Origin of the sequence: Streptomyces sp. NPDC060028 (assembly GCF_042736725.1) — a bacterium.
GTDB lineage: Bacteria > Actinomycetota > Actinomycetes > Streptomycetales > Streptomycetaceae > Streptomyces.
This window is the reverse complement of record NZ_JBHWVJ010000059.1, coordinates 1-25,249: the sequence shown is the minus strand read 5'-3', so window position 1 is coordinate 25,249 and position 25,249 is coordinate 1. Positions and strand designations below refer to the sequence as shown.

25 protein-coding genes are annotated in these 25,249 nt (G+C 71.8%); 12 read left to right on the top strand and 13 right to left on the bottom strand.

What is annotated here, in order from left to right; genetic code table 11:
• Positions 1-2: 2 nt before the first annotated feature.
• The gene (gene purU / locus ACFWBF_RS25830) at positions 3-878 is read left to right on the top strand and encodes a formyltetrahydrofolate deformylase (protein ID WP_385606045.1); all 876 of its coding nucleotides are present in this window, start codon (positions 3-5) and stop codon (positions 876-878) included.
• Between the two features lie 108 nt (positions 879-986).
• Here the strand turns inward: purU and ACFWBF_RS25825 are convergent, their stop codons facing one another.
• Both ACFWBF_RS25825 and ACFWBF_RS25820 read right to left on the bottom strand, forming a co-directional pair.
• On the bottom strand, positions 987-2,255 hold the full coding sequence (locus ACFWBF_RS25825) for a maleylpyruvate isomerase N-terminal domain-containing protein (RefSeq protein WP_385606043.1): 1,269 nt from the start codon (positions 2,253-2,255) through the stop codon (positions 987-989).
• A complete protein-coding gene (locus tag ACFWBF_RS25820; protein WP_385225452.1) occupies positions 2,252-2,815 on the bottom strand; it encodes a sigma-70 family RNA polymerase sigma factor in 564 nt (187 codons plus the stop codon). The genes ACFWBF_RS25825 and ACFWBF_RS25820 overlap by 4 nt, the downstream gene beginning before the upstream one ends.
• 320 nt (positions 2,816-3,135) lie before the next feature.
• Between ACFWBF_RS25820 and ACFWBF_RS25815 the strand changes: the two genes are divergently transcribed.
• Positions 3,136-3,660: an EF-hand domain-containing protein gene (locus tag ACFWBF_RS25815; protein WP_385606041.1), complete on the top strand. Its 525-nt coding sequence runs from the start codon at positions 3,136-3,138 to the stop codon at positions 3,658-3,660.
• A 193-nt stretch (positions 3,661-3,853) separates the two neighbouring features.
• Here the strand turns inward: ACFWBF_RS25815 and ACFWBF_RS25810 are convergent, their stop codons facing one another.
• A complete protein-coding gene (locus tag ACFWBF_RS25810; protein ID WP_385606076.1) occupies positions 3,854-5,401 on the bottom strand; it encodes a class I adenylate-forming enzyme family protein in 1,548 nt (515 codons plus the stop codon).
• Positions 5,402-5,546: 145 nt separating this feature from the next.
• Here ACFWBF_RS25810 and ACFWBF_RS25805 point away from each other — a divergent pair, with 145 nt between their 5' ends.
• The 4 genes from ACFWBF_RS25805 to ACFWBF_RS25790 all read left to right on the top strand — a co-directional run bounded on the left by ACFWBF_RS25805 (position 5,547) and on the right by ACFWBF_RS25790 (position 9,690).
• The gene (locus tag ACFWBF_RS25805; protein WP_385606039.1) at positions 5,547-6,779 is read left to right on the top strand and encodes an amidohydrolase family protein; all 1,233 of its coding nucleotides are present in this window, start codon (positions 5,547-5,549) and stop codon (positions 6,777-6,779) included.
• The gene (locus ACFWBF_RS25800) at positions 6,779-7,936 is read left to right on the top strand and encodes an acyl-CoA dehydrogenase (RefSeq protein ID WP_385606037.1); all 1,158 of its coding nucleotides are present in this window, start codon (positions 6,779-6,781) and stop codon (positions 7,934-7,936) included. The genes ACFWBF_RS25805 and ACFWBF_RS25800 overlap by 1 nt, the downstream gene beginning before the upstream one ends.
• A 5-nt stretch (positions 7,937-7,941) precedes the next feature.
• Positions 7,942-8,928: an acyl-CoA dehydrogenase family protein gene (locus ACFWBF_RS25795; RefSeq protein WP_385606035.1), complete on the top strand. Its 987-nt coding sequence runs from the start codon at positions 7,942-7,944 to the stop codon at positions 8,926-8,928.
• Between the two features lie 312 nt (positions 8,929-9,240).
• Positions 9,241-9,690, top strand: coding sequence for an ATP-binding protein (locus ACFWBF_RS25790; protein ID WP_385606033.1), 450 nt, complete (start codon positions 9,241-9,243; stop codon positions 9,688-9,690).
• A gap of 174 nt (positions 9,691-9,864) precedes the next feature.
• Here ACFWBF_RS25790 and ACFWBF_RS25785 read toward each other — a convergent pair whose 3' ends face one another.
• The 3 genes from ACFWBF_RS25785 to ACFWBF_RS25775 all read right to left on the bottom strand — a co-directional run bounded on the left by ACFWBF_RS25785 (position 9,865) and on the right by ACFWBF_RS25775 (position 11,826).
• Complete coding sequence (locus ACFWBF_RS25785) at positions 9,865-10,731, bottom strand: immunity 49 family protein (protein ID WP_385606031.1); 867 nt, start codon at positions 10,729-10,731, stop codon at positions 9,865-9,867.
• Positions 10,732-10,901: 170 nt separating this feature from the next.
• Complete coding sequence (locus ACFWBF_RS25780) at positions 10,902-11,357, bottom strand: hypothetical protein (protein WP_385606029.1); 456 nt, start codon at positions 11,355-11,357, stop codon at positions 10,902-10,904.
• Between the two features lie 217 nt (positions 11,358-11,574).
• Positions 11,575-11,826 (bottom strand): hypothetical protein, encoded by a 252-nt coding sequence (locus ACFWBF_RS25775; RefSeq protein WP_385606027.1) that lies wholly within the window; start codon positions 11,824-11,826, stop codon positions 11,575-11,577.
• A 256-nt stretch (positions 11,827-12,082) separates the two neighbouring features.
• Here ACFWBF_RS25775 and ACFWBF_RS25770 point away from each other — a divergent pair, with 256 nt between their 5' ends.
• A complete protein-coding gene (locus tag ACFWBF_RS25770; RefSeq protein ID WP_385606025.1) occupies positions 12,083-12,535 on the top strand; it encodes a hypothetical protein in 453 nt (150 codons plus the stop codon).
• A gap of 11 nt (positions 12,536-12,546) precedes the next feature.
• On the opposite strand, the gene ACFWBF_RS25765 is transcribed toward ACFWBF_RS25770, so the two are convergent.
• Positions 12,547-13,014 carry a hypothetical protein gene (locus ACFWBF_RS25765; RefSeq protein ID WP_385606023.1) on the bottom strand — a complete coding sequence of 156 codons (468 nt, stop codon included), beginning with the start codon at positions 13,012-13,014 and terminating at the stop codon, positions 12,547-12,549.
• Positions 13,015-13,079: 65 nt separating this feature from the next.
• Entirely contained in the window at positions 13,080-14,006 is a 927-nt protein-coding gene (locus ACFWBF_RS25760; RefSeq protein ID WP_385606022.1) for a cyclase family protein, read from the bottom strand.
• Positions 14,007-14,115: 109 nt separating this feature from the next.
• Between ACFWBF_RS25760 and ACFWBF_RS25755 the strand changes: the two genes are divergently transcribed.
• From ACFWBF_RS25755 to ACFWBF_RS25745, 3 genes are read left to right on the top strand one after another with little or no spacing between them, the layout of a single operon-like run.
• A complete protein-coding gene (locus ACFWBF_RS25755; protein WP_385606021.1) occupies positions 14,116-15,027 on the top strand; it encodes an SDR family oxidoreductase in 912 nt (303 codons plus the stop codon).
• A 12-nt stretch (positions 15,028-15,039) separates the two neighbouring features.
• Positions 15,040-16,278, top strand: coding sequence for an acyl-CoA dehydrogenase family protein (locus ACFWBF_RS25750; protein WP_385606020.1), 1,239 nt, complete (start codon positions 15,040-15,042; stop codon positions 16,276-16,278).
• Positions 16,275-17,342 carry a Zn-dependent alcohol dehydrogenase gene (locus ACFWBF_RS25745; RefSeq protein WP_385606019.1) on the top strand — a complete coding sequence of 356 codons (1,068 nt, stop codon included), beginning with the start codon at positions 16,275-16,277 and terminating at the stop codon, positions 17,340-17,342. The genes ACFWBF_RS25750 and ACFWBF_RS25745 overlap by 4 nt, the downstream gene beginning before the upstream one ends.
• Positions 17,343-17,457: 115 nt before the next feature.
• Here the strand turns inward: ACFWBF_RS25745 and ACFWBF_RS25740 are convergent, their stop codons facing one another.
• Positions 17,458-18,069, bottom strand: a complete 612-nt coding sequence (locus tag ACFWBF_RS25740; protein ID WP_385606074.1) for a flavin reductase family protein — start codon at positions 18,067-18,069, stop codon at positions 17,458-17,460.
• 405 nt (positions 18,070-18,474) lie between these two features.
• Here ACFWBF_RS25740 and ACFWBF_RS25735 point away from each other — a divergent pair, with 405 nt between their 5' ends.
• Positions 18,475-19,272, top strand: coding sequence for a VOC family protein (locus ACFWBF_RS25735; RefSeq protein WP_385606018.1), 798 nt, complete (start codon positions 18,475-18,477; stop codon positions 19,270-19,272).
• A gap of 16 nt (positions 19,273-19,288) precedes the next feature.
• Here ACFWBF_RS25735 and ACFWBF_RS25730 read toward each other — a convergent pair whose 3' ends face one another.
• The 3 genes from ACFWBF_RS25730 to ACFWBF_RS25720 form a co-directional block, all read right to left on the bottom strand.
• Positions 19,289-20,077 (bottom strand): enoyl-CoA hydratase/isomerase family protein, encoded by a 789-nt coding sequence (locus ACFWBF_RS25730; RefSeq protein ID WP_385606017.1) that lies wholly within the window; start codon positions 20,075-20,077, stop codon positions 19,289-19,291.
• A gap of 102 nt (positions 20,078-20,179) precedes the next feature.
• Positions 20,180-22,414 (bottom strand): acetate--CoA ligase family protein, encoded by a 2,235-nt coding sequence (locus tag ACFWBF_RS25725; protein WP_385606015.1) that lies wholly within the window; start codon positions 22,412-22,414, stop codon positions 20,180-20,182.
• Positions 22,415-22,591: 177 nt separating this feature from the next.
• Entirely contained in the window at positions 22,592-23,773 is a 1,182-nt protein-coding gene (locus ACFWBF_RS25720) for a flavin-containing monooxygenase (RefSeq protein ID WP_385606013.1), read from the bottom strand.
• A gap of 188 nt (positions 23,774-23,961) precedes the next feature.
• On the opposite strand from ACFWBF_RS25720, the gene ACFWBF_RS25715 reads away from it, so the two are divergent.
• Positions 23,962-24,426: a Zn-ribbon domain-containing OB-fold protein gene (locus ACFWBF_RS25715; RefSeq protein WP_385606011.1), complete on the top strand. Its 465-nt coding sequence runs from the start codon at positions 23,962-23,964 to the stop codon at positions 24,424-24,426.
• A 45-nt stretch (positions 24,427-24,471) separates the two neighbouring features.
• Here ACFWBF_RS25715 and ACFWBF_RS25710 read toward each other — a convergent pair whose 3' ends face one another.
• The gene (locus ACFWBF_RS25710; RefSeq protein WP_385606009.1) at positions 24,472-25,128 is read right to left on the bottom strand and encodes a pyridoxal 5'-phosphate synthase; all 657 of its coding nucleotides are present in this window, start codon (positions 25,126-25,128) and stop codon (positions 24,472-24,474) included.
• Positions 25,129-25,249 lie beyond the last annotated feature (121 nt).

Sequence of the window (25,249 nt, the reverse complement as noted above, 5' to 3'; positions counted from 1 at the left end):
TCATGAGCGACGACACCCAGCCCCAGCAGTCCCAGCAGTACGTGCTGACCCTCTCCTGCCCCGACAAGCAGGGCATCGTGCACGCGGTGTCCAGCTACCTCTTCATGACCGGGTGCAACATCGAGGACAGCCGTCAGTTCGGCGACCGGGACACCGGCCTCTTCTTCATGCGGGTCCACTTCTCGGCGGAGGAGTCGGTGACGGTGGACAAGCTGCGGGCCAGCTTCGCCGCCATCGGCGACAGTTTCCGCATGGACTGGCAGATCCACCGCTCGGACGAGCGCATGCGGATCGTGCTGATGGTGTCGAAGTTCGGGCACTGCCTCAACGACCTGCTGTTCCGCTCGCGGATCGGGGCGCTGCCGGTCGAGATCGCGGCCGTGGTGTCCAACCACACCGACTTCGCCGAGCTCGTCGGCTCGTACGACGTCCCCTTCGTGCACATCCCGGTGACGAAGGACACGAAGGACGCGGCCGAGGCACAGCTGCTGGAGCTGGTGCGTGCGGAGAACGTCGAGCTGGTGGTCCTGGCCCGGTACATGCAGGTGCTGTCGGACACCCTGTGCAAGGAGCTGAGCGGGCGGATCATCAACATCCACCACTCGTTCCTGCCGAGCTTCAAGGGCGCCAAGCCGTACCACCAGGCGCACGCGCGCGGTGTGAAGCTGATCGGCGCGACCGCGCACTACGTGACGGCCGACCTCGACGAGGGCCCGATCATCGAGCAGGAGGTCGAGCGCGTCGGCCACGAGGTCACCCCGGACCAGCTGGTGGCCGTCGGCCGCGACGTGGAGTGCCAGGCGCTGGCCCGCGCGGTGAAGTGGCACAGCGAACACCGGGTCCTCCTGAACGGCACCCGCACGGTCGTCTTCGCGTAGGCCCTGGCCGGGCGTTTCACGGGGCTCGCCCGGGCTCGATCCAGCCTCCCCGGGCAACATTCAGCAACGCCGGCGAGGCTGAAGGGGAGGCCAGAGGCCGAAACGGGACTACAGGCGGCTCAGGGACGCGGCGGCGAAGAGGACGTCGCGGATGGCCTCGCGGTCGCCGTGCTGCCCGACGGCCGCTTCCTCCGGGGAGATGTGGCCCGCGGCCAACTGGCAGAACTCCGCCCCGTCCAGCGCGATCCGCGCCACCGTGTGGTCCGGCGACGGCCTGGCCGCGGGGGAGTCCAGGGCGATGTCCCAGCCGCCCCCGCCCGCGCCCTCGATCTCCAGGTGCAGGGTCCGCCCGGGGGCGCCCGCCGCGACCAGGCCGCGCGCCGGGGCGGCGAGCCCCGCTCGCCGGCGTACGGCCAGCGCGGCCGGCAGGAGCCGAGCCGCCAGGTCGATCATCCGGTGCATGTGCGGCCCGGACGGCGGGTCGTACGGGTAGTCCACGGCCTCCGCGATGTCCCACGCGTGCACCCAGCACTCGAAGGCCCGCTCCAGGAAGGCGTCCCCGAGCGGCAGCGCGAACGAGCCGTAGTCCACCGCCAGCTCGGCGACGCCCCGGCCGGCGAAGGACACCGTACGCACCAGGGTGTGGCCCTGCTCCCGCCAGGGCTCGCGGACCTTCCGCGTGGTCGGGTACGGGGAGGAGCTCCAGAAGTGCTCCGTACGGACCCCCGGCCCGCCCACCGGTGCCTGCGGGCCCAGCGGGTCGTCGAGCCCCAGCGCGGTCGCGACGATGCCGTCCACCGACAGCAGGTGCCCGATCACCCCCGCGACCGTGGTCCGGTGCGACTGCCGCCGCTCCTCCTCGAACCACTTCAGCCGCACCGGGGTGTGCCACTCCGAGTCCCCGAAGTCGCGCAGCAGCGCGTCGAGCCGCGCGGTCTCGGTGTCGTACGGGGTCGCCCACGCCGGCACCGGGATCCGGGCCGGCCGCTTGCCCAGGCAGTCCTCCAGCACGCGCGAGCGCAGCAGCGGCTTGAGGTCGAGGCTCTCCTCCGGGTGCAGCAGCCCCACCGCGTCGCGCAGCCGCAGCGCCTCCTCGGCGCACGGCGCGCACTCGGTGAGGTGGTCCTCGACGGCCTGCGTCTCCTCCGCGGAACACGCCGCGAGCGCCCAGGCACCGAGCAGGGACTTCAGTACGGCATGCGTCGGCGGGGGCACGGACGGCGTCGGCGTCGGCACGGGCTCCGGCACGGGCTCCGGCACGGGCTGCGGCGCGTGCCGCGGGTCGAGGTCGTCGGCGGGTCCGCGCGGGCCCGGTATCCGCGCCGGGCCGCCGGGCCGCTGGTATCCGTCGTCGGGCGACTCGGCGGGGCCGTTCATCGGGGGCTTCCATATCCGGGCTGGGCGGCGTCCTCCTGCGGGAGGGCGTTGGCGGTCGACAGCAGCTGCAGCCCCAGGCGCAGCCTGCGCCGGGCCTCGTCCTCGCTGATCTGCAGATCGGCGGCGGCCTGGCGGTAGTCCCGGCGCTTGAAGTACGCGAGTTCGAGCGCGGCACGCAACGGCGCGGGCATGGAGGTGACGATGTAGTCCGCGCGGGCGGCGGCGTTGGCACTGCGCACCTTCTGCTCCAGCTCCTCGCGCGAGCCGCGGCCCAGTTCGGCCTGGCGCAGCCGGGCGACGGCCTGGCCCTGGGTGATCCGGGCGACCCAGGAACGCATGGAGCCCTGCTTGGGGTCGTACGCGTCCGGGTTCTCCCAGATGTAGCCGAACACCTCGCGGGTGATCCGGTCCGCGGCCTTCTCGTCGCCCAGCACGCGGTGCGCCAGGCTGTGCACGAGCGAGGCGAAGCGGTCGTACAACTCCCCGAGCGCGGCGGCCTCGCCGCGGGCGAGACGCTGCTGCATGCGGCGGTCCCAGCGCGGTGGTACGTCCTTCGGCATCAGTGCCCCCAGGCGTGCGGCCGTGTGTCGACCCATCGAATGTAGTCGGCACACGGCCGGATGCGCCCGTTTTGCGAGAACCTCGCCCCGGAAGAGCGCACTGCGTGATAGGAGCGTCGCGACGGGTGAAGTGTGCGGCGCGGTAGGACACATGGGCCCACCGGCACGCACAGGTGTACGCGCCCCGCCGCGCTCCCCGTGCGCTGGTTCGATGCGGCCACCTGGTTGACCTCTTCGCTTAACGCGCAGGCCACGGAGGCCGTACGCTCCGCATTGTCTTGATCTGAACCCCACGCACATGTGAAGGCGGAACGCCGAATATGGACAGCGCAGAGTACGAGCGCAAGATCGCCTCCCGATTCGCCACCTTCGACCAGGACAAATCCGGCTATATCGATCGTGAGGATTTCAGTACGGCAGCCAAGAACGTGCTGGCCGAATTCGGGACGACGGCCCGCTCCGACAAGGGCCAGGCCGTCTTCGCCGGCGCCGAGGCGTTCTGGCAGGGCATGGCCGGGATCGCCGACGTGGACGGTGACCAGCGGGTCTCCCGCGAGGAGTTCGTCACCGGCGCGGCGAAGCGGCTGCGGGACAGCCCGGAGCGCTTCGCGGAGATCGCCCGGCCGTTCCTGCGGGCCGTGATCGCCGTGGCCGACGAGGACGGCGCGGGCGCCGGCGCGACCCCGGCCGCGGCGGCCCGCGTCCTGCGCGTCCTCGGCACCGCGCCCGAACTGGCGGAGCCGCTGGCCGCCGCCCTGGACGCGGACGGCGACGGCCGCATCTCGGAGGCCGAGATCCTGAAGGCCTTCGCCGGCTACTGCGGCGTGGAGGCCCCGGACGCGTGACGCCCTGGTGCTGTGACCGGAAAGGTTCACCGGGGCGCGGTGTCCGGTGCGGCACCTCGCCGTGTTGTCGGACCGCGCAAGTGCGTCCGGTACGAGACGCGGTCCTCCGCCTTGCGATGCACCGCACCGGACACCGCGACCCGGCCAACCTTTGCGGCCACAGCACTAGCGGGCGGGGCCCCGGCCCCGCCCGCTACGCGTACCGCTCGCGGAGCTTGTACTTCAGCACCTTGCGCAGGGCGTCGTTGCGGGGGAGCGCCTCGACCAGTTCGAGCTGTTCGGGGAGCTTGTGCGTGGCCAGGCCCTGGCCGCGCAGGTGCGAGGTGAGCTCCGCCAAGGTCAGGGGGGCCGCGCCCGGGGGCTGTTCGACCACGGCGCAGACGCGCTCGCCGCGGTCCTGGTCGGGGAGGCCGATGACCGCCGCGTCGGCTATGCCCGGGAGCAGGTGGAGCAGGTCCTCGATCTCCTTGGCCGAGATGTTCTCGCCCTTGCGGATGATGACGTCCTTGCTGCGGCCGGTGAGGACCAGGTAGCCGTCCTCGGTGAGATGGCCCAGGTCGCCGGTGATCAGGTAGCCGTCGGGGTCGAAGACCTCCGCCGACTGGTCCCGGTTCAAGTACCCCTGGCAGACGGCCTCGCCGCGCAGCCGCACCTCCCCGTCCGTCCCCGCCGGGAGCACCTCGCCGTCCGGGCCCGTGATGCGGATGGACATGCCCGCCGGGGGGCGGCCCTCGGTGGTGGCGAGGTTCTGCGCGGTGTCGTCCGGGGCGCCCATCGTGATCATCGGGACCTCGGTCATGCCGTAGCCGTGGGTCAGCTGGCAGCCCAGCTCGCGCACGACCGCGTAATAGATCTCCGGGGGTTTGGGGGCGCCGCCGCCCGCCAGCAGGCGCAGGGTCGGGATCAGCTTGGCGGCCGGGTCCTTGCGCTGCTCGGCCAGGAACATGGAGTAGAAGGCGGTCGAGCCGCCCGCCACCGTCACCCCGTGGCGCCGGTAGCCGTCCAGCGCGCCGGGCATCGCGAACTTCTCGAACAGCACGGCGGGGAAGCCGTACAGCAGCAGCATCACCGTGTAGTCGGGCCCGGCGATGTGCGCGAAGGGGAAGGCCATCGAGCCGACGTCGGCCGGGCTCAGGTGCAGGGCGTGCGCCAGGCAGGAGCCGCCGGCGATCAGTGAGCGGTCGGTGTGCAGGACGCCCTTGGGGTCGGAGGTGGTGCCGGAGGTCCAGTAGATCCACCGTACGTCCGTGCCGTCGGCGGGGGGCGGCGGGAGTGCGGCGGGGTCGCCCTCGGGCAGGGTCTCGTACGCCTCGAAGACGCCGCGCGCGCCGAGCCGCCGGGCCATCGCGAGGTGGTCGAAGCCCCGCCAGAGGCCCGGGACGGCGAAGAACTCGGCCTTGGACTCGCGCAGCGCGAAGCCGACCTCGCGGTCCCGGTAGAAGGGGATGACGGGGGACTGGACGGCGCCGATGCGGGCTAGGGCGACCGAGAGCAGCACCGTCTCGATGCGGGTGGGCAGTTGCCAGGCGACGACCGTGCCCGGGCGCACCCCCATGTCGTACAGCCCTGCCGCGACCCGCTCCGAGCGGTCGCGCAGCTCCCCGAAGGTCAGCCGGCGGTCGTCGGCGGGGTCTTCGGCGGCCTCGATCAGGACGGTGGCGTGCGGGGTCAGCGCGGCCCGGCGGACGACCAGGCCCCACAGGGTCGCGGACCGGCTCAGCTCTCTCGCGGTGTCCGTCATCCCAGACGTCATCCCAGACCTCCCCATAGCTGACGGATAGTCAGATCCAGCGGAGAGCGTAGGGCTCCGGCGCTTGTCGGTCCAGGGGTGGCGGGTCTAGCTTGTTTCTGACGATCCATCAGATTCGCGAGGGGACACGGACACCATGGAACTGCCTCGGATCATCAGCGTCGACGACCACGTCATCGAGCCCGCGCACCTCTTCGACGTCTGGCTGCCGGCCAAGTACCGCGACCGCGGCCCCAAGGCGCTCACCGCCGGCATCGGCGAACTCGCCTACACCGGCGGCAAGTACGTGATCACCATGGACCCGGACGGGCCGCCGACCGACTGGTGGATCTACGAGGACCTGAAGTTCCCGTACAAGCGCAACATCGCCGCCGTCGGCTTCGACCGCGACGACATGACCCTGGAGGGGATCACCCGCGAGGAGATGCGCCGCGGCTGCTGGGACCCCAAGGCGCGGCTGCTGGACATGGACCTCAACCACGTCGAGGCGTCCCTGTGCTTCCCGACCTTCCCGCGCTTTTGCGGCCAGACCTTCGCGGAGGCCCACGACAAGGAGGTCGCGCTCGCCTGCGTGCGCGCGTACAACGACTGGATGGTCGAGGAGTGGTGCGGCGACAGCGGCGGCCGGCTGATCCCGCTGTGCATCATCCCGCTCTGGGACATCGACCTCGCCGTCGCCGAGATCCGGCGCAACGCCGCCCGCGGGGTGCGCGCGGTGACCTTTTCCGAGATCCCGACCCACCTGGGCCTGCCGTCGATCCACTCCGGCTACTGGGACCCCTTCTTCGCCGTCTGCCAGGAGACCGGCACGGTGGTCAACATGCACATCGGGTCCAGCTCCCAGATGCCTGCCGCCTCCCCCGACGCGCCGCCCGCCGTACAGGCCTCGCTCAGCTTCAACAACGCCATGGCCTCGATGATGGACTTCCTGTTCAGCGGCGTGCTGGTGAAGTTCCCGACGCTCAAACTGGCGTACAGCGAGGGCCAGATGGGGTGGATCCCGTACGCCCTGGAGCGCGCCGACGACGTGTGGCAGGAGCACCGCGCCTGGGGCGGGGTCAAGGACCTGATCCCCGAGCCGCCGTCCACCTACTACTACCGGCAGATCTTCTGCTGCTTCTTCCGCGACAAGCACGGCATCGCCTCGCTCGACGTCGTCGGCCGCGACAACGCCACCTTCGAGACCGACTACCCGCACGTGGACTCGACCTTCCCGCACACCAAGGAGGTCGCCCTCGACCACGTCAAGGGCCTCGACGACGAGACGGTCTACAAGCTGATGCGCGGCAACGCCATCCGCATGCTCGGCCTCGATCTCGACCGCGACCTGGACCTGGACTTCGGCCGGGACAAGGACCGGGTCAAGTAGTGGACCTGACCTACACGCAGGAGGAAGAGGACTTCCGGGCGCGCCTGCGCGAGTGGCTCGCCGAGGTCCTCCCCAGGCTGCCCGCCAAGCCCTCGCCCGACGACTGGCCGAGCCGCCGCGCGTACGACCTCGGCTGGCAGCGCCGGCTGTACGACGCCGGGTACGCGGGCCTGCACTGGCCGGTCGACGCCGGCGGCCGCGGGGCCACCCCGACCCAGCACCTGATCTTCCTGGAGGAGAGCGAGCGCGCGGGAGCCCCGTACGTCGGCGCGAACTTCGTCGGGCTGCTGCACGCCGGGCCCACCATCGCCGCCGAGGGCACGGCCGAGCAGCGGGCGCGCTGGCTGCCGCCCGTACTGCGCGGCGACGAGGTGTGGTGCCAGGGGTTCAGCGAGCCGGACGCGGGCTCCGACCTGGCCTCGCTGCGGACGCGGGCCGTCCGCGACGGCGACGAGTACGTGATCACCGGGTCGAAGATCTGGACCTCGCACGCGGAGGTCGCGGACTGGTGCGAGCTGCTGGTGCGGACGGACGCGCAGGCCCCGAAACACCGCGGGATCTCCTGGCTGGCCATGCCGATGGACGCGCCGGGGGTGGAGATCAGGCCGCTGCGCACGCTCGCCGGGACGACCGAGTTCGCGGAGGTGTTCCTGGACGAGGTACGGGTGCCGGTCGCCAACCGGGTCGGCGCCGAGAACGACGGCTGGCGGGTCACCATGGTCACGCTGTCCTTCGAGCGCGGCACCGCCTTCGTCGGCGAGGTCGTCGCCTGCCGCCGGACGCTGGCCGAGCTCGCCCGCACGGCCAGGGCGAACGGCCGCTGGGACGACCCGGTGCTGCGGCGCCGCCTGGGGCGGCTGTACGGGGAGTTCGGCGCCCTGTGGCGGCTCACCCAGTGGAACGTCAGCGAGTCGGAGCGCGCGGGCGGCGGGGTGCCCGGAATCGGCGGTTCCGTGTTCAAGCTGGCCTACTCGCACGCCCGCCAGGAGCTGTACGACACGGCGGCGGAGGTCCTGGGGGCCTCGTCGCTCTCCCTGGACGAGGAGTGGACCCTGGACCGGCTCTCCTCGCTCTCGTACACCATCGCGGCCGGCACCTCGCAGATCCAGCGCAACATCGTCGCCGAGCGGATCCTCGGCCTGCCGAAGGGGCGGTGAGCGGGATGGACTTCCAGCCGACGCAGGACCAGCGGGACCTGCGGGCAGGGGTACGGGACCTGCTGGCCGGGCGGTACGGGCGCGAGGCGCTGCGCGCGGCGGTGGACGGGGCGGGCGACGGCGGTGCGGGCGCCGGCGGTGCGGGCGCCGGCGGTGGCGGCGCGGGTGTGGTGGACCGGAAGCTGTGGCGGGAGCTCGGCGAGGCCGGGTTCTTCGCGCTGCGGCTGCCCGAGGCCGACGGCGGGGTGGGGCTGGGCCTGCCCGAGGCCGTCCTGGTCTTCGAGGAGGCCGGGCGGGCGCTGCTGCCGGGGCCGTTGGTGGCCACGCACCTGGCCGCCGGGGTGGTGCCGGGGGCCGCCGCCGGGACGGCGGTGGTGACGGCCTTCGACCTCGGGGGGCCGCTGGTGGCGTACCTGGCGGAGGCCGACGCGGTGCTCGGGGCCCCGGCCGGGGCAGCGGTCCCGGCGGGGCGGCCGGTGCGCTCGGCGGATCCGCTGACGCCGCTGCACCGGGTGTCGGAGGGGCTGGGCGGGCCGGGGGCGCCGGGGGCGCCGTGGGACGTGGCGGCGTACCGGGAGGAGGGGGCGCTGCTGACGGCGGCCCTCCAGGTCGGCAGCGCGCTGCGGACGGTGGAGCTGGCCGTGGAGTACGCGGGACAGCGCGAGCAGTTCGGGCAGCCGATCGGGGCGTTCCAGGCGGTCAAGCACCTGTGCGCGCAGATGCTGGTCCGGGCGGAGGTGGCCCGCACGGCGGTCTACGCGGCGGCGGTGACGGCCGACGCGGGCGAGGTGGCGGCCGCGAAGCTGCTGGCGGACGAGGCCGCCGTACAGGGCGCCCGGGACTGCCTCCAGGTGCACGGCGGGATGGGCTTCACGTGGGAGGCGGACGTGCACCTGCACCTGAAGCGGGCCTGGGCGCGGGCGGAGCAGTGGCGCACTGCGGCGGAGGCGGAGGAGCTGTTGGCGGCGGAGCTGCTGGGTAGCTCCTTGTGACGGGAGGGGCACGGGAAGGACGGCGAGGGACGCATGTCCGATTACAGAGAGTTGATATCGGTTTGTGTCCTTCGCGCGCCCTCTTACGGCCCTGAGACGGGGGCCTGCTCCGGTACGCTCCCACGAATGCGAGCGGTTGAGCGGCGCGAGCGCCGCACAGTATGCACCACGCCTACTACTTCGCGCTGGAATATGCCCGAAGCGCTTGTTGTGGTGACTGTATGTCAACCATGCTGCTCCGCAAGGGGGTCACACTCGGTGACCCCATCCTGTCGCGAGGCGAAGTGTCCGCCGGTTCGGATGGTGTGAGCGGTGCAGGTGCTTCAGGTTCAGCTGGAGGTAGGACCGGATCCCGCCGAGGTCGGCCGGGCCCGTCGATGGGCGCGGTCGCGGCTCGCGGGGTCGGGCATAGGGGATGACGAGCCGCTCGCCGAGACGCTGATCCTGCTGATCTCCGAGCTGGTCACCAACGCGGTCGTCCACACCGGCTGCCCGGCCGTGCTGCGGATGCTCTTCGGCGGCCCGGGCGTACGGGTCGAGGTCGCGGACGCGAGCGACCGGGCGCCGGCCCGCCGGCAGGCGGCCGGGGACGACACGGGCGGCCGCGGCCTGGAGCTGGTGGACGGCCTGGCGGACCGCTGGGGCTGGCAGCGCGAGGGCGGGGGCAAACAGATCTGGTGCGAGATCGACCGCGCGTCCAGGCAAGCGGGCGGCGCGTCGGAAATTCACACCCCGGCCCGGGAACCGCACGTGTACCTCTAACGAGGTGTTGACGGTTCGTCAACTGTTGATCACCCTTGTGTAGAGCGATTCGTCGCGAGGGGACGCCAAGGGTCCTTGCCTTGACGAGTGCGGGTCGCGGGGTGGCGGCTGCCGTGCCGCGCTCGGGGCGTGCACGCGCGCACGCCGCCACCCGCAGGACTGCATCCGCACGGCTCAGGTGTCGAATTCGCCCACCCGATTGCGCTTGAGCAGAGCTCTCGGCAGGTACTCGGACTCGACCTCGATGGGCAGGTCGGCGTCGTACGCCATGCAGGCGATGGCGAGCGGGCCGAGGGCGACCAGGCCCTCGCCGCTCAGGGCGCGGGCCTCGTTCGCGGTCCAGTACTCCTTGTGCCACGTCAGCGCATCGATCAACGCTGCGTTGAAGCCCTCCGCATCCTGGCGTTGGTAGCGGTGAAAGAGTTCGAGGGGTGGGTAAAGGATCTTCAGCATCAGCTCTTTGCCGGCGATCTGCGCGGTCTCCGGGGCGGTGCCGTTGACCGCGGTGATCAGGGTGTCCCAGGTTTCCCGCCGCCCGAACCACGCGTTCTGCAGCGTCTCCACCCACGCGTAGATGTACTCGTCGAACTCCGCACCCGACTCGCGGAGGAACGAGACCGGCACTTGGGCCAGCCGGTTGAGGCGGTCGTTCTCCCGACAGATCGCCGCCAGGTAGAACGATGTGAGCCATTCGCCCGCGTGAAGGTACTCCCGGGGTCCGGTCGCGGGCAGGTTCTTCACCCCGCCCGTGCTCCCGACACGGCACGGCACGGGCCCTTCGGCAGCCGTGCCCGAGACGAACAGGCCGGAACCGACCTGCATGGCCGTGACCCACGCCTCCCATGTGGGGAACTCGGCTGCGGTGGGGTCCGTCAAGCAGTGCCACTTCGCTGCGATCAGCGTGTAGTCCAGCGCGTCAAAACGGTCGAACTCCGATGTTTCGAGTTCGTCGAGCACTTCCCTGGCAGCCGTGACGACGGGCGCCATGGCTTCGACCGCATTGTCCGTGCGGAAGTCATGGCGGCGAAGGTACGTAGCCACTTGCCCCCCTCCAACCAGAGGTTCATACGGCCGGGCCGCCAGCCGAGGTCTCCTGAGGGCGGCCTTCAGGTGGCGTTACGGCGCCAGGAGGTCAGCGCAGGCGTTCGACTTCGGCAGGGTGCGGCCCCCGCGACCTCCTGCACGGCGCGTCGCGGAGGCGGCGGGGTGCGTCATTCGCTGTCGCCGGCCTGCACCGCCAAGCGCAGGGTGAGTTCCGCGCTGGCCAGCATCCGCGTAATTTCGATCGGGAGGCTGGAGAATTCCTTCATCACCACGTCGGCAGGGTCGATCCGACGGCTGTGGCCGTCCCGCCCCGTCGCCTCGATGACAAAGCGGTACCCTCGGGGCGCATTCGGGTCGTCCGCGACACACCACTGTGCTCCGTGCTTCTGAATCAGGTAATCGGCGACGTAGGACATCAAGTCGCTGTGCAGCGTAAGCCAGTCCGACTGCTCGAATTCACTCAGCGGGGCACGTGAAACGTAATCTTGGAGAACCGGAATGAGGCTCATCGGGTCACGGCTGTAGATCTCGGGAGTCACTCCGAGCATGTCGGCTACCTCGACGATGTTCTGGTGGCCCTCCTCAATCCATTCCTGGAGATCCGGTTCGCTTGCCTTGGCCACGACTTGAGCCTTCCATTGATTCCTCAGGGCCTGCGACGGGGGCGCGTGTAGGAAGACCCAACGTCACGCCGCCCGGTATGGAGGTGAGCGCCGTGGCGGTGGCGAGTTCGGCCAGGCCTGTCCAGGCCTGGCCCGCGGCGTCCCAGCCGTCGACGCCTATGAGGGTGCCCACGACCCCGTCGATGATGACGCCCTTGCCGAAGTCCCAGGCGTGTTCTCAGATCTGCATGCCGGTACGGATTCCTCGACCGCCTCGCCCCAGCGGCAGCGACTTCGTCGCGAACAACTGGTCCGCTTCCGGGGCCTCGTAGTAGCCGCGCAGGCCACCGAAGGTGGTGTGCACGTCGCTTGCGGCGGTGGCGGCCGACGTTCCGCCAGTGGAGATCGCCTTGATCTTCGTGTCCAGGAGCGGCAGATCGCCGGTGAAGACCGGTACCTCCGCCGGATCGACCGGCGCGTTTCCGCTCACTCGTGTGCACCTTGTGACCCCATCGGTGATCCTCCCCCGTGTACCGGTCCGCCCCGTCCACGACGAAGGAACGTTTCTCCAGAGAGGCCGTCACCTCTTCGTCGCGAGATCCATCTCTATCAACTCGCCCGTCGCTGCTGCAATCAGCAATCGGCCAAGGTGTGGGCGCCGGTTAGCCTGCTGGGCGGAAAATCGCTTGGCGGGAGGCGGGTTCCGGGATTGCTCGTCCTGCTTTGCTTGTTTCGGAGGCTTGTTCATGACCACCACCACACCACCGCGGAATCACAACGGCCCGCTCTGGGGCGTCGCGCCGCGGCCGACCGCCTGTCGGGGGTGCGGGGCGGCGGACGCCGCGGACTTTGCGGTGCGGGCTCATGTGGGGGTGCTCGTCGTGATGCGCTTCCATCGTGTCGACGGTCCGCTGTGCCGGCGGTGTGGGCGGGCGACCGTGCGGGCGATGACCACGAAGACGCTGTGTCAGGGCTGGTGGAGCCCGTTCTCCCTGTTCATCTTCACGCCGTTCACGCTGGTGTGGAACCTGATCGCCGCCATGAAGTTCGCCAAGCTGCCGCTGTCCGAGCCGGCGCCGGGGCGGGCGCCGCTCGACGAGGGGCCGCCGGTTCACGCGCGGCCGCTCGCCTACGTCGGCCTGTTGCCCGTCCTCTGGGTCATCTGGTTCGTCGTCGGCGGGATCGCGGGGTCCAGCTGAGTCGGGGGTCCCTATTTCACCAGGTACTGGCAGATTTTGGTGTCGGCCTTGCCGTCCTGGTTGTCCGCGACCTTCTTCCCGTCGACGGTGATGACGCAGCCCGCGGCGTGGAGCATGCCGTCGGAGCCGTGTACGGATCCGGGGACGACGGACACGGATTCGCCGATCTTCTTCTCGGCTTCGGTCGTCAGGGTGATGGTCCCGGTCTTCTTCCAGGGCAGTGTGACCTGCTCCATCTTGTTCGTCTGGAGGTTGTAGTAGACCTGCGACTGGCCGGTGCCGAGGACTTCGAGGGTGACCTCGTGCTTGACCTCGCCACCGCCGGTGTTCGGCTGCGACTTCCCGTTCCCGGTCGTGTGCCCGGCGGTGGCGGTGGTCGCGCTCGTCGGTTTGGCGGCGGCTTCCTTGCCTTCGCTGCCGCAGCCCGTCAGTAGAGCCGCGGTCAGGACCAGAGTCGTACCGGTGATGATTTTGCGCATGCTTCCCCCTTGCGGATGAGTTCGTGATCTTAATTCCGGCTAGGGGTTACGCGTATCGGGCCAGGTCAGAGGATGGCGACCGGGGCGACCGGGGTGCCCGTGCCGCCGACGAAGGGTTCGGGCATGGCCGAGAGCAGGAAGGCGTGGCGGTTTTCTTCTGCACAGGCTGTGGACAACTTTTCGAGATTCCAGTTCTGGCCCTGGTGCATGCCCATCTCCACCAGGTCGAGGGCGTGGACCGGCAGCCACAGGTCCTCGATCTCCGGGGGGAAGATCTCGAAGGTCAGGGTGTCGTTGGCGACCGCCGCCACGTCCCGGGCGTGGAACCACTCCGGGGTGCGGACGGACAGGCCCGGGGACGGGAAACCGTAGCCGTGCTTGTCGCCCGCCAGGTAGACCTGGATCTGGCCGGTGCGCACGAGGACGATGTCGCCGGCCCGGACCGTGACCCCGCCGAACTCCTCGGCCTGCGCCAGGTCTTCGGGCGTGACGGCGTGCCCCCCGGGGAGCCGGTCCAGGCCCTTTGCGCGCGCGACGTCGAGGAGGACCCCGCGCGAGACGATGTGCCCGGCCTTGTCGATGCCGCTGAACTCGGCCCGCGCGTGCGCCGTGATCGACGAGGCCGGGCGGCCGTTGTAGATCTTGCCCGAGTGCGAGACGTGGGTCAGGGCGTCCCAGTGGGTGCCCGCCTGGAGGCCCATCGTCACGGCGTCGTCGCTGCACGCCACCGTGCCCGGCCCGAAGATCTCCTGGTTGATCTGCACCATCGTGTGCAGCGGGTTGATCCGGCCCGGGATCATGCCGGCCTGCACCCCGTCCTCCTTCAGCGGCAGGGCCAGGGGTATGCGGCGGCCGCTGAGGATCTCCTGCGCGGCGGCCCGTACCACCTCGTCGGTGATCAGGTTCAAGGTGCCGATCTCGTCGTCGGCGCCCCAGCGGCCCCAGTTGTTGACGCGCTTGGCGATGTCGTGGAACTCGGCCGGCAGGGCCATGACCTCATCAGCTCCTTGGGAGAGGCGAGTGCGACTAGGGCTTGTGCAGCAGCATCTGACTGGTCATAGAATCTAACGGACCGTCAGAAAACGCGGGAAGGGGCCGGACGTGGGGAACTTCTTGGCAGGCAAGGTCGTCGCCGTCACCGGCGCCGGCCGGGGCATCGGGCGGGCCGTGGCACTCGCCGCGGCCGCCGAGGGCGCCAAGGTCGTCGTCAACGACTACGGCGTCGGGATCGAGGGCGGAGAGCCCACGAGCGAAGTGGCCGAAGCGGTGGTGAAGGAGATCATCGCCGCAGGCGGGGAGGCCGTCGCCGTCGCCGACGACATCTCGACCATGGCCGGCGGCCAGCGCATCGTCGACACCGCCCTCGCCCAGTACGGGCGCATCGACGGCGTCGTCTGCGTGGCCGGCATCCTGCGCGAACGGATGCTGTTCAACATGTCCGAGGAGGAGTGGGACCCGGTGGTCGCCACCCACCTCAAGGGCACCTTCACCGTCTTCCGCGCCGCATCCGCCGTCATGCGCCGGCAAGGCACGGGCACCCTCATCGGCTTCACCAGCGGCAACCACCAGGGTTCCGTGGCGCAGGCCAACTACAGCGCCGCCAAGGGCGGCATCATCTCGCTCGTGCGCAGCGCCGCACTCGGCCTCGCCAAGTACGGGGTCACGGCCAACGCCGTCGCGCCGGTCGCCCGTACCCGCATGTCCGCCAACGTTCCCATGGAGCTCAAGGAGATCGGCGAGCCCGAGGACGTCGCGGCGCTGGTCACCTACCTCCTCAGCGACCGGGCCAAGGCGGAGTCCATCACCGGACAGGTCTACACGATCGCCGGCCCGAAGATCGCCGTCTGGGCCCAGCCGCGCGAGCTGCGCGCCGGGTACGCGGAAGGGTCCTGGACCCCCGAGAAGATCGCCGACTTCCTGCCCGGCACCGTCGGCACCGACCCGATGCCGATGCTCGCGCAGCTGGAGGCCATGGCCAAGGCGGCGGCCGCCAAGGACCGCCCGAACGCGTAGAGGAGCGGCGGGGTGGACTTCAGCTTCGGAGCCGAGGACGAGGAACTGCGCGGCCGCGCCCGGGCGTGGCTGGCCGAGCACCTCGTCGGCCCGTACGCGCAGGCCGTCGGCCTCGGCGGGCCGGGCAGCGAGCACGAGGGCGTCGGGGCGCGGCGCGCGTGGGAGCGCGAGCTGGGCCGCGGCGGCTGGATCGGGCAGGGCTGGGAGGTGCCGGACGGCGCGTACGGGCAGCGGCGGCTCTCCCTGACCGGGCAGGTGGTGTGGGCCGAGGAGTACGCGGCGCTGCGCGCGCCCGGCCGGGTCGGCCACATCGGGGAGAACCTCCTCGCGCCGACGCTGGTCGCCTACGGGTCCCAGGACCAGCGCGACCGCTTCCTCCCCGGCATCGCGCACGGCGAGGAGCTGTGGTGCCAGGGGTACTCGGAGCCGGGCGCCGGCTCCGACCTCGCGGGCATCCGTACGACCGCGGTACGGGACGGGGCCGACGGGCTGCTGCGCGTCACCGGGCAGAAGATCTGGACCTCCCTGGCCCGGGACGCGGACTGGTGCTTCGTACTGGCCCGTACCGAGGCGGGCTCCCGGCGGCACCGGGGCCTGTCCTTCCTGCTCGTGCGCATGGACCAGCCGGGGCGGATCGAGGTCCGGCCGATCCGGCAGATGTCGGGGACGAGCGAGTTCAACGAGGTGTTCTTCGACGGGGCGGTGGCGGCCGAGGTCGTCGGCGGCGAGGGCAACGGCTGGTCCGTGGCCATGGGCCTGCTCGCCCTGGAGCGGGGGGTCTCCACGCTCGTCCAGCAGATCGGGTTCGCGGCGGAGCTGGAGCGCGTGGTCGCGTCGTACGCAGCCTTCGGCGCGGGTTTCGACCGAGCCTCCGCCCCAGCCTCCGGCGCGGACCGCGACCCCGTGCTGCAGGACCGCCTCGTACGGCAGTGGGCCGAGCTGCGCACCATGCGGTGGAACGCCCTGCGGACCCTGGGTGCCCAGGGTGATGCGGGGGCGCCGAGCGTGGCCAAGCTGCTCTGGGGCGGCTGGCACCGGCGGCTCGGCGAGCTCGCGGTCGAGGTCCGCGGCGCGGCGGCGACGGCCGGGCCGGCGGCCTGGGCGCCCGGGCTCCCGTACGAGCTCGGGCTCGACGAGGAGCAGCGGCTGTTCCTGTTCACCCGGGCCGACACCATCTACGGCGGCTCGGACGAGATCCAGCGGAACATCATCGCCGAGCGCGTGCTCGGCCTGCCTAAGGAGTCCAGGTGAGAGGCGTCGTGTTCGACGGCAAGCAGGCCCAGGTGGTCGACGACCTGGAGATCCGCGATCCGGGCCCGGGGGAGGTGCTGGTCGCGATAGCGGCGGCCGGACTGTGCCACAGCGACCTGTCGGTGATCGACGGAACGATTCCGTTTCCGCCGCCGGTGGTGCTGGGGCACGAGGGCGCCGGGGTGGTGGAGGCGGTCGGCGCGGGGGTCACGCACGTGGCCGCGGGGGACCACGTGTCGCTGTCGACGCTCGCCAACTGCGGGGCGTGCGCGGACTGTGACCGGGGGCGGCCGACCATGTGCCGCAAGGCGATCGGGATGCCGGGACAGCCGTTCTCGCGGGGCGGGAAGCCGCTGTTCCAGTTCGCCTCCAACTCGGCCTTCGCGGAGCGGACGATCGTCAAGGCCGTACAGGCGGTGAAGATCCCGAACGACATTCCGCTGACCTCGGCGGCGTTGATCGGATGCGGTGTCCTGACCGGGGTCGGGGCGGTGCTGAACCGGGCGAAGGTGGACCGCGGCGAGTCGGTGGTCGTCATCGGCACGGGCGGGATCGGGCTGAACGTCCTGCAGGGCGCGAGGATCGCGGGCGCCACGACCATCGTGGCGGTGGACGCGAACCCGGCCAAGGAGGCGGTGGCCCGGCGGTTCGGCGCCACGCACTTCATCGACGCCTCGGCGGTGGCGGACTCGTCGGCGGCGGTGAAGGAGATCCTGCCGACCGGCGCGGACCACGCCTTCGAGTGCGTGGGCAGCGTCAAGCTGATCCGCCAGGCGATCGACCTCCTGGACCGGCACGGGCAGGCGGTCCTGCTCGGCGTGCCCGGCTTCAAGGAGGAGGCGTCCTTCCAGGTCTCGTCCATGTACCTGGACAAGACGATCATGGGCTGCCGGTACGGTTCCTCGCGCCCGCAGCGGGACATCGCCCTCTACGCGGAGCTCTACCTGCAGGGCAGGCTGCTGCTGGACGAACTGGTGACGGAGCTCTACCCGGTGGAGGACTTCGCCAAGGCGGTGGACGACGCCCACCACGGCCGCGTGGCCCGCGGTGTGCTGACCTTCTGACCCGGCGCGGCACGGAAACCGGGACCGGCCCTGCTCACTCGGAGCAGGGCCGGTCCCGGCGTGTGGGGGGAGGAGGCGCTCGGTCTGCCAGGTGGTCTCGGTCCGCCAGGCGGCTTCAGTCCGCCAGGCGGCCGAAGCGGCCCTTGTGGAAGAGGAGGGGAGCGCCCTCGCCGGCCGCGCCCATCGCCTCGACGCGGCCGACCACGATCAGGTGGTCCCCGCCCGTGTGCACGGCGTGGATGCGGCAGTCGATCCAGGCGGGCACGGCGTCGAGCTTCGGCGATCCGGTGACCGGGGCGGGGCTGTGGGCGATCCCGGCGAACTTGTCGGAGCCACTGACGGCGAAGGCCCGGCACAGGGTGCCCTGTTCGGCGCCGAGGATGTTGACGCAGAACACCCCGGCGCGGGCGATGCGGGGCCACGTGGTGGAGGTGCGGGCCACCATGAAGGTGACCAGGGGCGGGTCGAGGGAGAGCGAGGCGAAGGACTGGCAGGCGAAGCCGGCCGGTCCGTCCTCGTCCTCGCCCGCCGGGGCGGTGATGACCGTGACCCCGCTGGCGAAGTTCCCGAGCACGGCCCGGAACTCGGCCGGGCTGACGGGCGCGCGCTCGTCCTCGCCGACGGCCCGCAGGTCGGGGCGCGGCAGAACTTCCACGGGCTCCGGCTCCGCCGCGGCGGAGGTGGGGGAGCCGACTGACCTGAGGTATCGGACGACGGTGGCCGCCATCCCTGCGTGTCCCATCACATGACCGATTGAAGCTGACGGTTCGTCAGATGGGAAGAGAAGTGTAGGGTCCGCCTCGATTGAACGTGTTCAAAGAAAACCGGGGGGCCCGTTGTGTGGGACGACGTGCGAGAACGCGGCGCACCCCGGAGCTGTTCCCCCTCGACGGCGATCCGGACGGGGGTGCCACGCGGCTCCTGCGGCGGGTGGGTACGGGCGGCGGGGCTGCGCCCACCGGGTGAACCGCCGAGGCCCGCGGGACCGGCGCAGGCGGTACGGGATGCGGGCCGGGCCCGGGTTCGGCATCGTGGCGGGGGTCGGCGTACCGCCGTACGTACGCCCGACCGGAACCCGGGAACCCCGGAACCCGGCCCCACCCGGCCACCCCGGCCCCACAGGAGGCATCGCATGCTCGGCACCGACTACCGCACCGGCTCACCGAACTGGCTCGACCTCGGAAGCCCCGACACCGGGGCGGCCGCCGCGTTCTACGGCTCCGTCTTCGGGTGGCAGTTCGTCTCCGCCGGGCCCGAGGCCGGGGGCTACGGGTTCTTCCAGGTGGACGGGAAGACCGTCGCCGCGCTCGGGCCGCTGACCCAGGAGGGCGCGCAGTCCGCGTGGATGGTGCACTTCGCCAGCCCCGACCTCCAGGCCACCACCGAGGGCGTGCGCAGCGGCGGCGGGCAGGTGCGGATGGAACCCATGGACGTGATGGGGGAGGGCTGGCTGGCGCAGTTCACCGACCCGCAGGGCGCGGAGTTCGCGTGCTGGCAGCCGGGGAAGACCGCCGGGCTGGGGCTGACCTCGGTCGAAAGCACCCTGCTGTGGGTCGAGCTCCACACCCCCGACCCCGTCGCGGCCATCGCCTTCTACGCGGGGCTGTTCGGGTGGCGGTCCGAGGAGATGGAGGCGCCCGGGATGACGTACCGGGTGCTGAGCACCGCGGACGGCGGCGACCCGCAGCACACGTCCTTCGGCGGGGTCGCGCCGCAGGGTGAGGGCGCGGGCGGCGGGTCGACCACGGTGCCGCGCTGGGTGCCGTACTTCCACTCCGCGGACGTCGACGCCCACGTGGGGGTGATCCAGGGCGCCGGCGGCGCGGTGCTGATGCCCGCCGCGGACGTCCCGGACGTCGGGCGGATCGCGTGGGTCGCGGACCCGGCGGGGGCCGTGTTCGCGCTGCTGAAGCCCGACCCGCGGATGTAGCCCGCCGGGCGGTGCTTCAACGGCCGAGGTACTTGGGCGTGCGGCGCTCCACGAAGCTCGCCACGCCCTCGTTCGCGTCGGCCGTGGTCATGTTGATCTCCTGGGCGGTGGCCTCGGCGGCCAGCGCGGTCGCCCGGTCGCCGTCCAGGGACACGTTGACCAGCTGCTTCGTCATGGCCAGGGCCCGGGTGGGGCCCTGCGCGAGCCGCTCCGCCCATGCGCGGGCGGTGGCCTCCAGCTCCTCGGCCGGGACCACCTTGTTGACCAGGCCGAGCCGCTCGGCCTCGGCCGCGGGGAGGGCGTCGCCGAAGAACATCAGCTCCTTGGCCTTCTGCGGGCCGACGAGCCGCGGGAGCAGGTACGCGCCGCCGCCGTCGGGGACCAGGCCGCGGCGTACGAACACCTCGATGAAGCGGGCCGGCTCGGCGGCGATGACGAGGTCGCAGGCGAGCGCGAGGTGGGAGCCGATGCCGGCGGCGGTGCCGTTGACGGCGGCGATGACGGGCTTCTCGCAGTCGAGGACCGCGGTGATCAGGCGCTGCGCGCCGAGCCGGATCATGCGGGCGACGTCGCCGGCGACCCGCTCGCCGGCGGTGGGGGCGCCGCGCAGGTCGGCGCCCGCGCAGAAGCCCTTGCCGGTGGCGGTGATGACGACCGCCCGGACGGCGGGGTCGGCGGAGGCGTCGGCGAGCAGTGCGATGACGCGTTCGCGTTGGTCCCAGGTGACGGCGTTCATGGCGTCGGGGCGGTTGAGGGTGATCCAGGAGACGCCGTTGTCCAGGCGGTGGAGGATCTCGTCCGTCATGGAATGAACTCCCGTTCCAGGGTGGGTGGGTGTCGCCGCACGCCGGGCGCGGCGCCGCGCCCGGGGTCCGGGGCGGAGCCCCGAGGGCCCCGCCCAGTGGGCTCAGTGGCAGATGGCCAGCGCGTCCAGCGCCACCGCGCCCTGGCCGCGCGGCAGCACCATCAGGGGGTTGATGTCCAGCTCGGAGAGCGAGTCGCCCAGTTCCAGGGCCATCCGCTGGACCCGCAGGATGACCTCGACCAGCGCGTCCACGTCCGCCGGGGGCGCTCCCCGGACCCCCTCCAGGAGGGCGTGGCCGCGCAGTTCCGTGAGCATGTGGCGGGCCTGGTCCTCCCCGAAGGGCGGCACGCGCACCGCCGCGTCGTGCAGGACCTCTACGAGGACCCCGCCGAGGCCCACGGTGACGGTGGGGCCGAAGAGGTCGTCCTGGGTGACCCCGACGACCATCTCCACACCGCGTTCGACCATCTGGCAGACCAGGATCCCGTCCAGCGGGACGTTCTCGTACCGCGCGATGTCCGTCAACTCCCGGTACGCGTCGCGGATCTGGCTCGCCGAGGTCAGGCCGATCTTGACCAGCCCGAGCTCCGTCTTGTGGGCCAGCTGCGGGCCCGAGGCCTTCATCACGACCGGGTAGCCGACCAGCCCGGCCGCCCGCACGGCCGCGGCCGCGCTGGTCACGAGCTGCTCGCGGGGCACCCGTATCCCGTACGCGCGCAGCAGCTGTTTCGCGGAGTGCTCGCTGAGCTGCTGGCCCGGGCGCATCAGGGCCTGCGCCTTGCGGTAGGAGGGCGAGGGGGTGCGGGGGGCCTCGTCGAAGGGGGAGCGGTAGGCCGCGGTGAAACGGTGGTGGCCGAGATAGGCCCGTACGGCGGTGATGCAGTTGCCGAAGGTACGGAAGGTCGCCACCCGGGAGGAGCCGAGGAGCGTGGTGCGGTACGCCTCCTCCGTGCCGACCGGGGAGCCCCAGATCACGCAGATCAGCTTGTCGGTCTGCTCGGCGGCGTCCACCAGGTCCTGGGCGAGCTTGTCGCTCATCGGCGGGAAGGGGCCGGTGATCGGGCAGATCAGGACGCCGACGGACGGGTCGGCCAGGATCGCGTCGATGATCTTGCGGCCGCGCCAGTCGCCCACGGGGTGGCCGCCGTTGTCGACGGGATTGGCGACGTTCAGGTACTCCGGGATCCACTCGTGGAGCTCGTCCTGCTTGGCCTGGGAGAGGGCGGGGAGGCTGAGCCCCGCCTCGGTGGCCAGGTCGGAGAAGTGGGCGCCGGTGCCGCCGGAGATGGAGTACACGACGACCCCGTCCGCCGTGGGCTTACGGGCCCGGGCGAGCAGGGCGGCGGTGTCCTGGAGCTCGTCGAGGCCGTCGACGCGGATGACCCCGAACTGCCGCATCGCGGCGTCCACGACGGTGTCGGCGCCGGTCAGCTTCCCGGTGTGGGAGGCGGCCATCCGGGCGCCGGTCTCGGTGCGGCCGACCTTGACGGCGACGACGGGTACGCCGTTGCGCGCCGCCCGGTCGGCGGCGAGGAGGAAGGCCCGGCCGTCCTTGAGGCCTTCGACGTAACAGGCGATGGCTCCGACCTCGGGCTGCTCGGCGAAGTACGAGATGAAGTCGGAGGTTTCGAGGTCGGCCTCGTTGCCGGTCGGCGCCCAGTGGGACAGGCGGATGCCCAGCTCCTGGAGGGTGTAGACGGGCCGGCCCTGGTGCCCGGACTGGGTGATCAGCGCGATGGCGGGGCCGTCGAGGTCCTCGCGGAACCTCTCGAAGGCGTTGAGGTTGGTGTTCGGACCGAGCAGGCGCAGGCCCGAGCGCCGGACGGCGGCCGCGAGGCGCGCCTGGGCGGCGGCTCCCGCGTCACCGGTCTCGGCGAAGCCGGAGGCGAAGGCGACCGCGAACTTCACCTTGGCCTCGGCCAGTTCCTCGATCACGGGGAGCGGGTCGGCCACCAGGAGGACGGCGAGGTCGACCTGTTCGGGCAGGTCGGCGACGGAGGCGTGGCACGCCAGCCCGAAGACGGTGGTGCGGGTGGGGTGCACCGGGTGGAGCCGGGCTCCGACGCGTTCCGCCCAGGCGATGAGCTGGCGGGTGATGCCGGTGTTCGGTCTGCCCTCGGCGTCCGAGGCGCCGATGACGGCCACGGACTCGGGCCGGAAGAACCGGTCCAGGTCGGGCGCATCGGCGTGCAGGGGCCGACCGCTGACGTCCAGCGCGACCGTGTCCTCGGCGGACGGCGCCGCCGTGGAGTGGACGGCGGTTCTGGGGGTCTCCCCGCAGGCCTCGACGCGTGCGCGGAAGTCGGTGGTGAGGGTGCCGTGAGTAGATCCAAGCATCGTTCCGCCCGCTCCTGCTCGATGAACCTCGATGGGAACCTCAATAACTGACGTGTAGTCAGATTACTGAACTGACGTGCCGTCAGGAACAGGGCTGCGCAGGAAAGGTGGTGGAGGTGATGTGTGGAACGGTGACAGACGCGCTCGGGGTGGGTCCAGGGCGGTATTCGGCCGAGGTCAGCCCGCCTGGGGCCGGTGGCGGCGGGCCACGGCCCTGGCGATCTTCTCGGCATCCAGGGCCATCTCCCGGAACATCCCGCTGATGGGATTGCTGAACCCGGTGAAGTACAGGTCAGGGGCGTGCGCGGAGGTCCGGTCGCCGTGCGTGCGGGGCCGGCCGCGCCCGTCCAGTACGTCGAGCTCCCCGACCAGGCCCTCCAGCGCCCGGCGGTAGCCGGTGGCCGCGATCACCGCGTCCGGGGTGATCCGCGAGCCGTCCGCGAGCACCACCTCGGCGCCGTCGAAGGAATCGACCGCGGCGACCGGTTCGGCGCGCCCGGCCCGCACGGCATCGATCAGGCCGACGTCCTGCACCGGTATCGCCCCCTGCCTGACCCTGCTGTACAGGCCGGTGGCGGGGCGAGGGAGCCCGTACGCCGACAGGTCCGGGACGGAAACCTTGGCGACGAGCGCGCCCAGCCGGTCCACGAGCCCCACGGGCAGTCGGCGTACCAGGATCCCGGTGCGCTGGGCCGGCCAGCCGGCGGTGGAGCGGCGCACGATGTGCGGAGCCGTGCGCACCGCGAGCCGGACCCGGGCGGCCCCGCCCTCGACCAGGTCGACGGCTATCTCGGCGCCGGTGTTGCCGACCCCGACGACGAGCACGTCCCGGCCGCGGAAGGGCTCGGGATTGCGGTACGCGCAGGCGTGCAGCAGCGGATTGCCGTACGTGTCCCGGCCCGGCCAGTCGGGGAGCGCGGGGGTGTGGTTGAACCCGGTCGCCACGACCACCGCCCCGGCGGCCAGCACCCGGCCGCCGGTGGCGTGCAGGGTCCAGCCCGCCCCGTCGGCGGAGCGCTCGATCCGGGTCACCTCGACCCCGGTGACCAGCTCCAGCTCGTGGAACTCGGCGTACTTCTCCAGGTACCGCACGACGTCGTCGCGCGAGACCCACCGCCCGAACCGGCGCGGCATGGCCAGGCCCGGGAGGGCGGAGAGCCGGCGCGTGGTGTGCAGGTGGAGCCGGTCGTAGTGGCCCCGCCAGGAGGCGCCGACCGACTCGGCCTTCTCCACGACCACCGCGCGCACCCCGCGGGCGCGCAGCGCGGCGGCGACGGCGAGGCCGCCGGGCCCGGCGCCGATGACGTACACGGGGCGGGGCTGGGTGGTCATGTCGGGTGCTGCGGGGACTCCGGGCATGAGGTGTGAGCGTATCGCCACGCAGCGTTGATGGGTCTCGGACGAGGAGGGAATCGATTGCGGATCGATCACGGCCGGGGGGCCGGGCCCTTGCGGGAGGAGGCCGAATCCGCTGAACTGACGGTACGTCAGGTATGGATCCCGGCGGAGACTCGGGTGGAGATGGGGCTGTTGTGGGGAAGAACGGCGTGAACGGACTTGTGGGTACGAGTACGAGTGCGAGTGCGAGTGCGAGTGCGAGTGCGAGCACGGCGCGCCACGACCTGCCGGAGATCGACGAGTTCACGCGCCCTTACTGGGACGCGGCGGCCGAGGGCCGGCTCCTGCTGCGCCGCTGCGGGGCCTGCGCACGGGCGCACCACTACCCGCGCGAGTTCTGCCCGTCCTGCTGGGCGGGGGAGGACCGGGTGACGTGGGAGGCGGCGAGCGGCCGCGCGACGCTCTACACCTGGTCGGTCATCCACCGCAACGACCTGCCCCCGTTCGGGACCCGGGTCCCGTACGTGGCGGCCGTCGTCGACCTCGCGGAGGGCCCGCGGATGATGACCGAGGTCGTCGGATGCCCGGAGGGGGACCTCCGGATCGGGATGGACCTGGAGGTCACCTTCCGCGAGGCGGCCGAGGGCGTGTGGGTGGCGGTCTTCAGACCGTAGGGGAGGCCGGATGCGGGACGCGGGAGGTGTCCGGGCCCGTACGTCTCACGGCCAGAGCAGCTCGCGGGTCCAGGCGGACGCCGGGGTACGGGTGTACCGCAGGCGGGTGTGGCGGCGGGTGGCGTCGCCCTGGAAGAACTCCACCTCGGCGGCGTCGAGCACGTACCGGGTCCAGGTCGGCGCGGGCGCGTCCGGCTCGGCGCCGGCCCGCTCCCACGCCGCGGCCGAGGCCCGGGCCAGGTCCTCGGGCGAACCGAGGACCTCGCTCTGCCTGCCCGTGAGCGCCGCGGCGAGCGCACCCCGCGAGCGGACCGCCAGGTCCGCCCGGCTCTCCTCGGGCCCGCACGCGGTGACCCGGCCCCGGATGCGGATCTGCCGGGCCACGGTCGGCCAGTAGAACCCGAGCGCCGCGTCGGGGTGCGCGGCAAGCTGCCGGCCCTTGGCGCTGGTGGAGTGCGAGGCGAAGTGCCAGCCCCGCGCGTCGGCGTCGTGCAGCATCAGCGTCCGCACGTCGGGCCGCCCCTGCCCGTCCACGGTGGCCAGACTCATGGTGTGCGGCTCGAGCTGCCCGGCCTCGGCGGCATGCGTGAACCACTCGCGAAACAGCGCCAGCGGCTCGATCGGCGCGACGGCGGTATCGAAGCCGGGGAGCTCGGCGTCCCAAACGCGCAGCGAGTGCAGGGTGCGGTGAAAGTCGTCCATGGGCCTATGGAACACCAGGTCGGGGGCAGGGAGGGCCGGGACTGGGCTCGGGCGGGGGCGTTGACGGGGTTTGGGGGTTTCCCGTCAGTCTCATCGTCTCTCCGCGTCGGCCCGGCCTGTC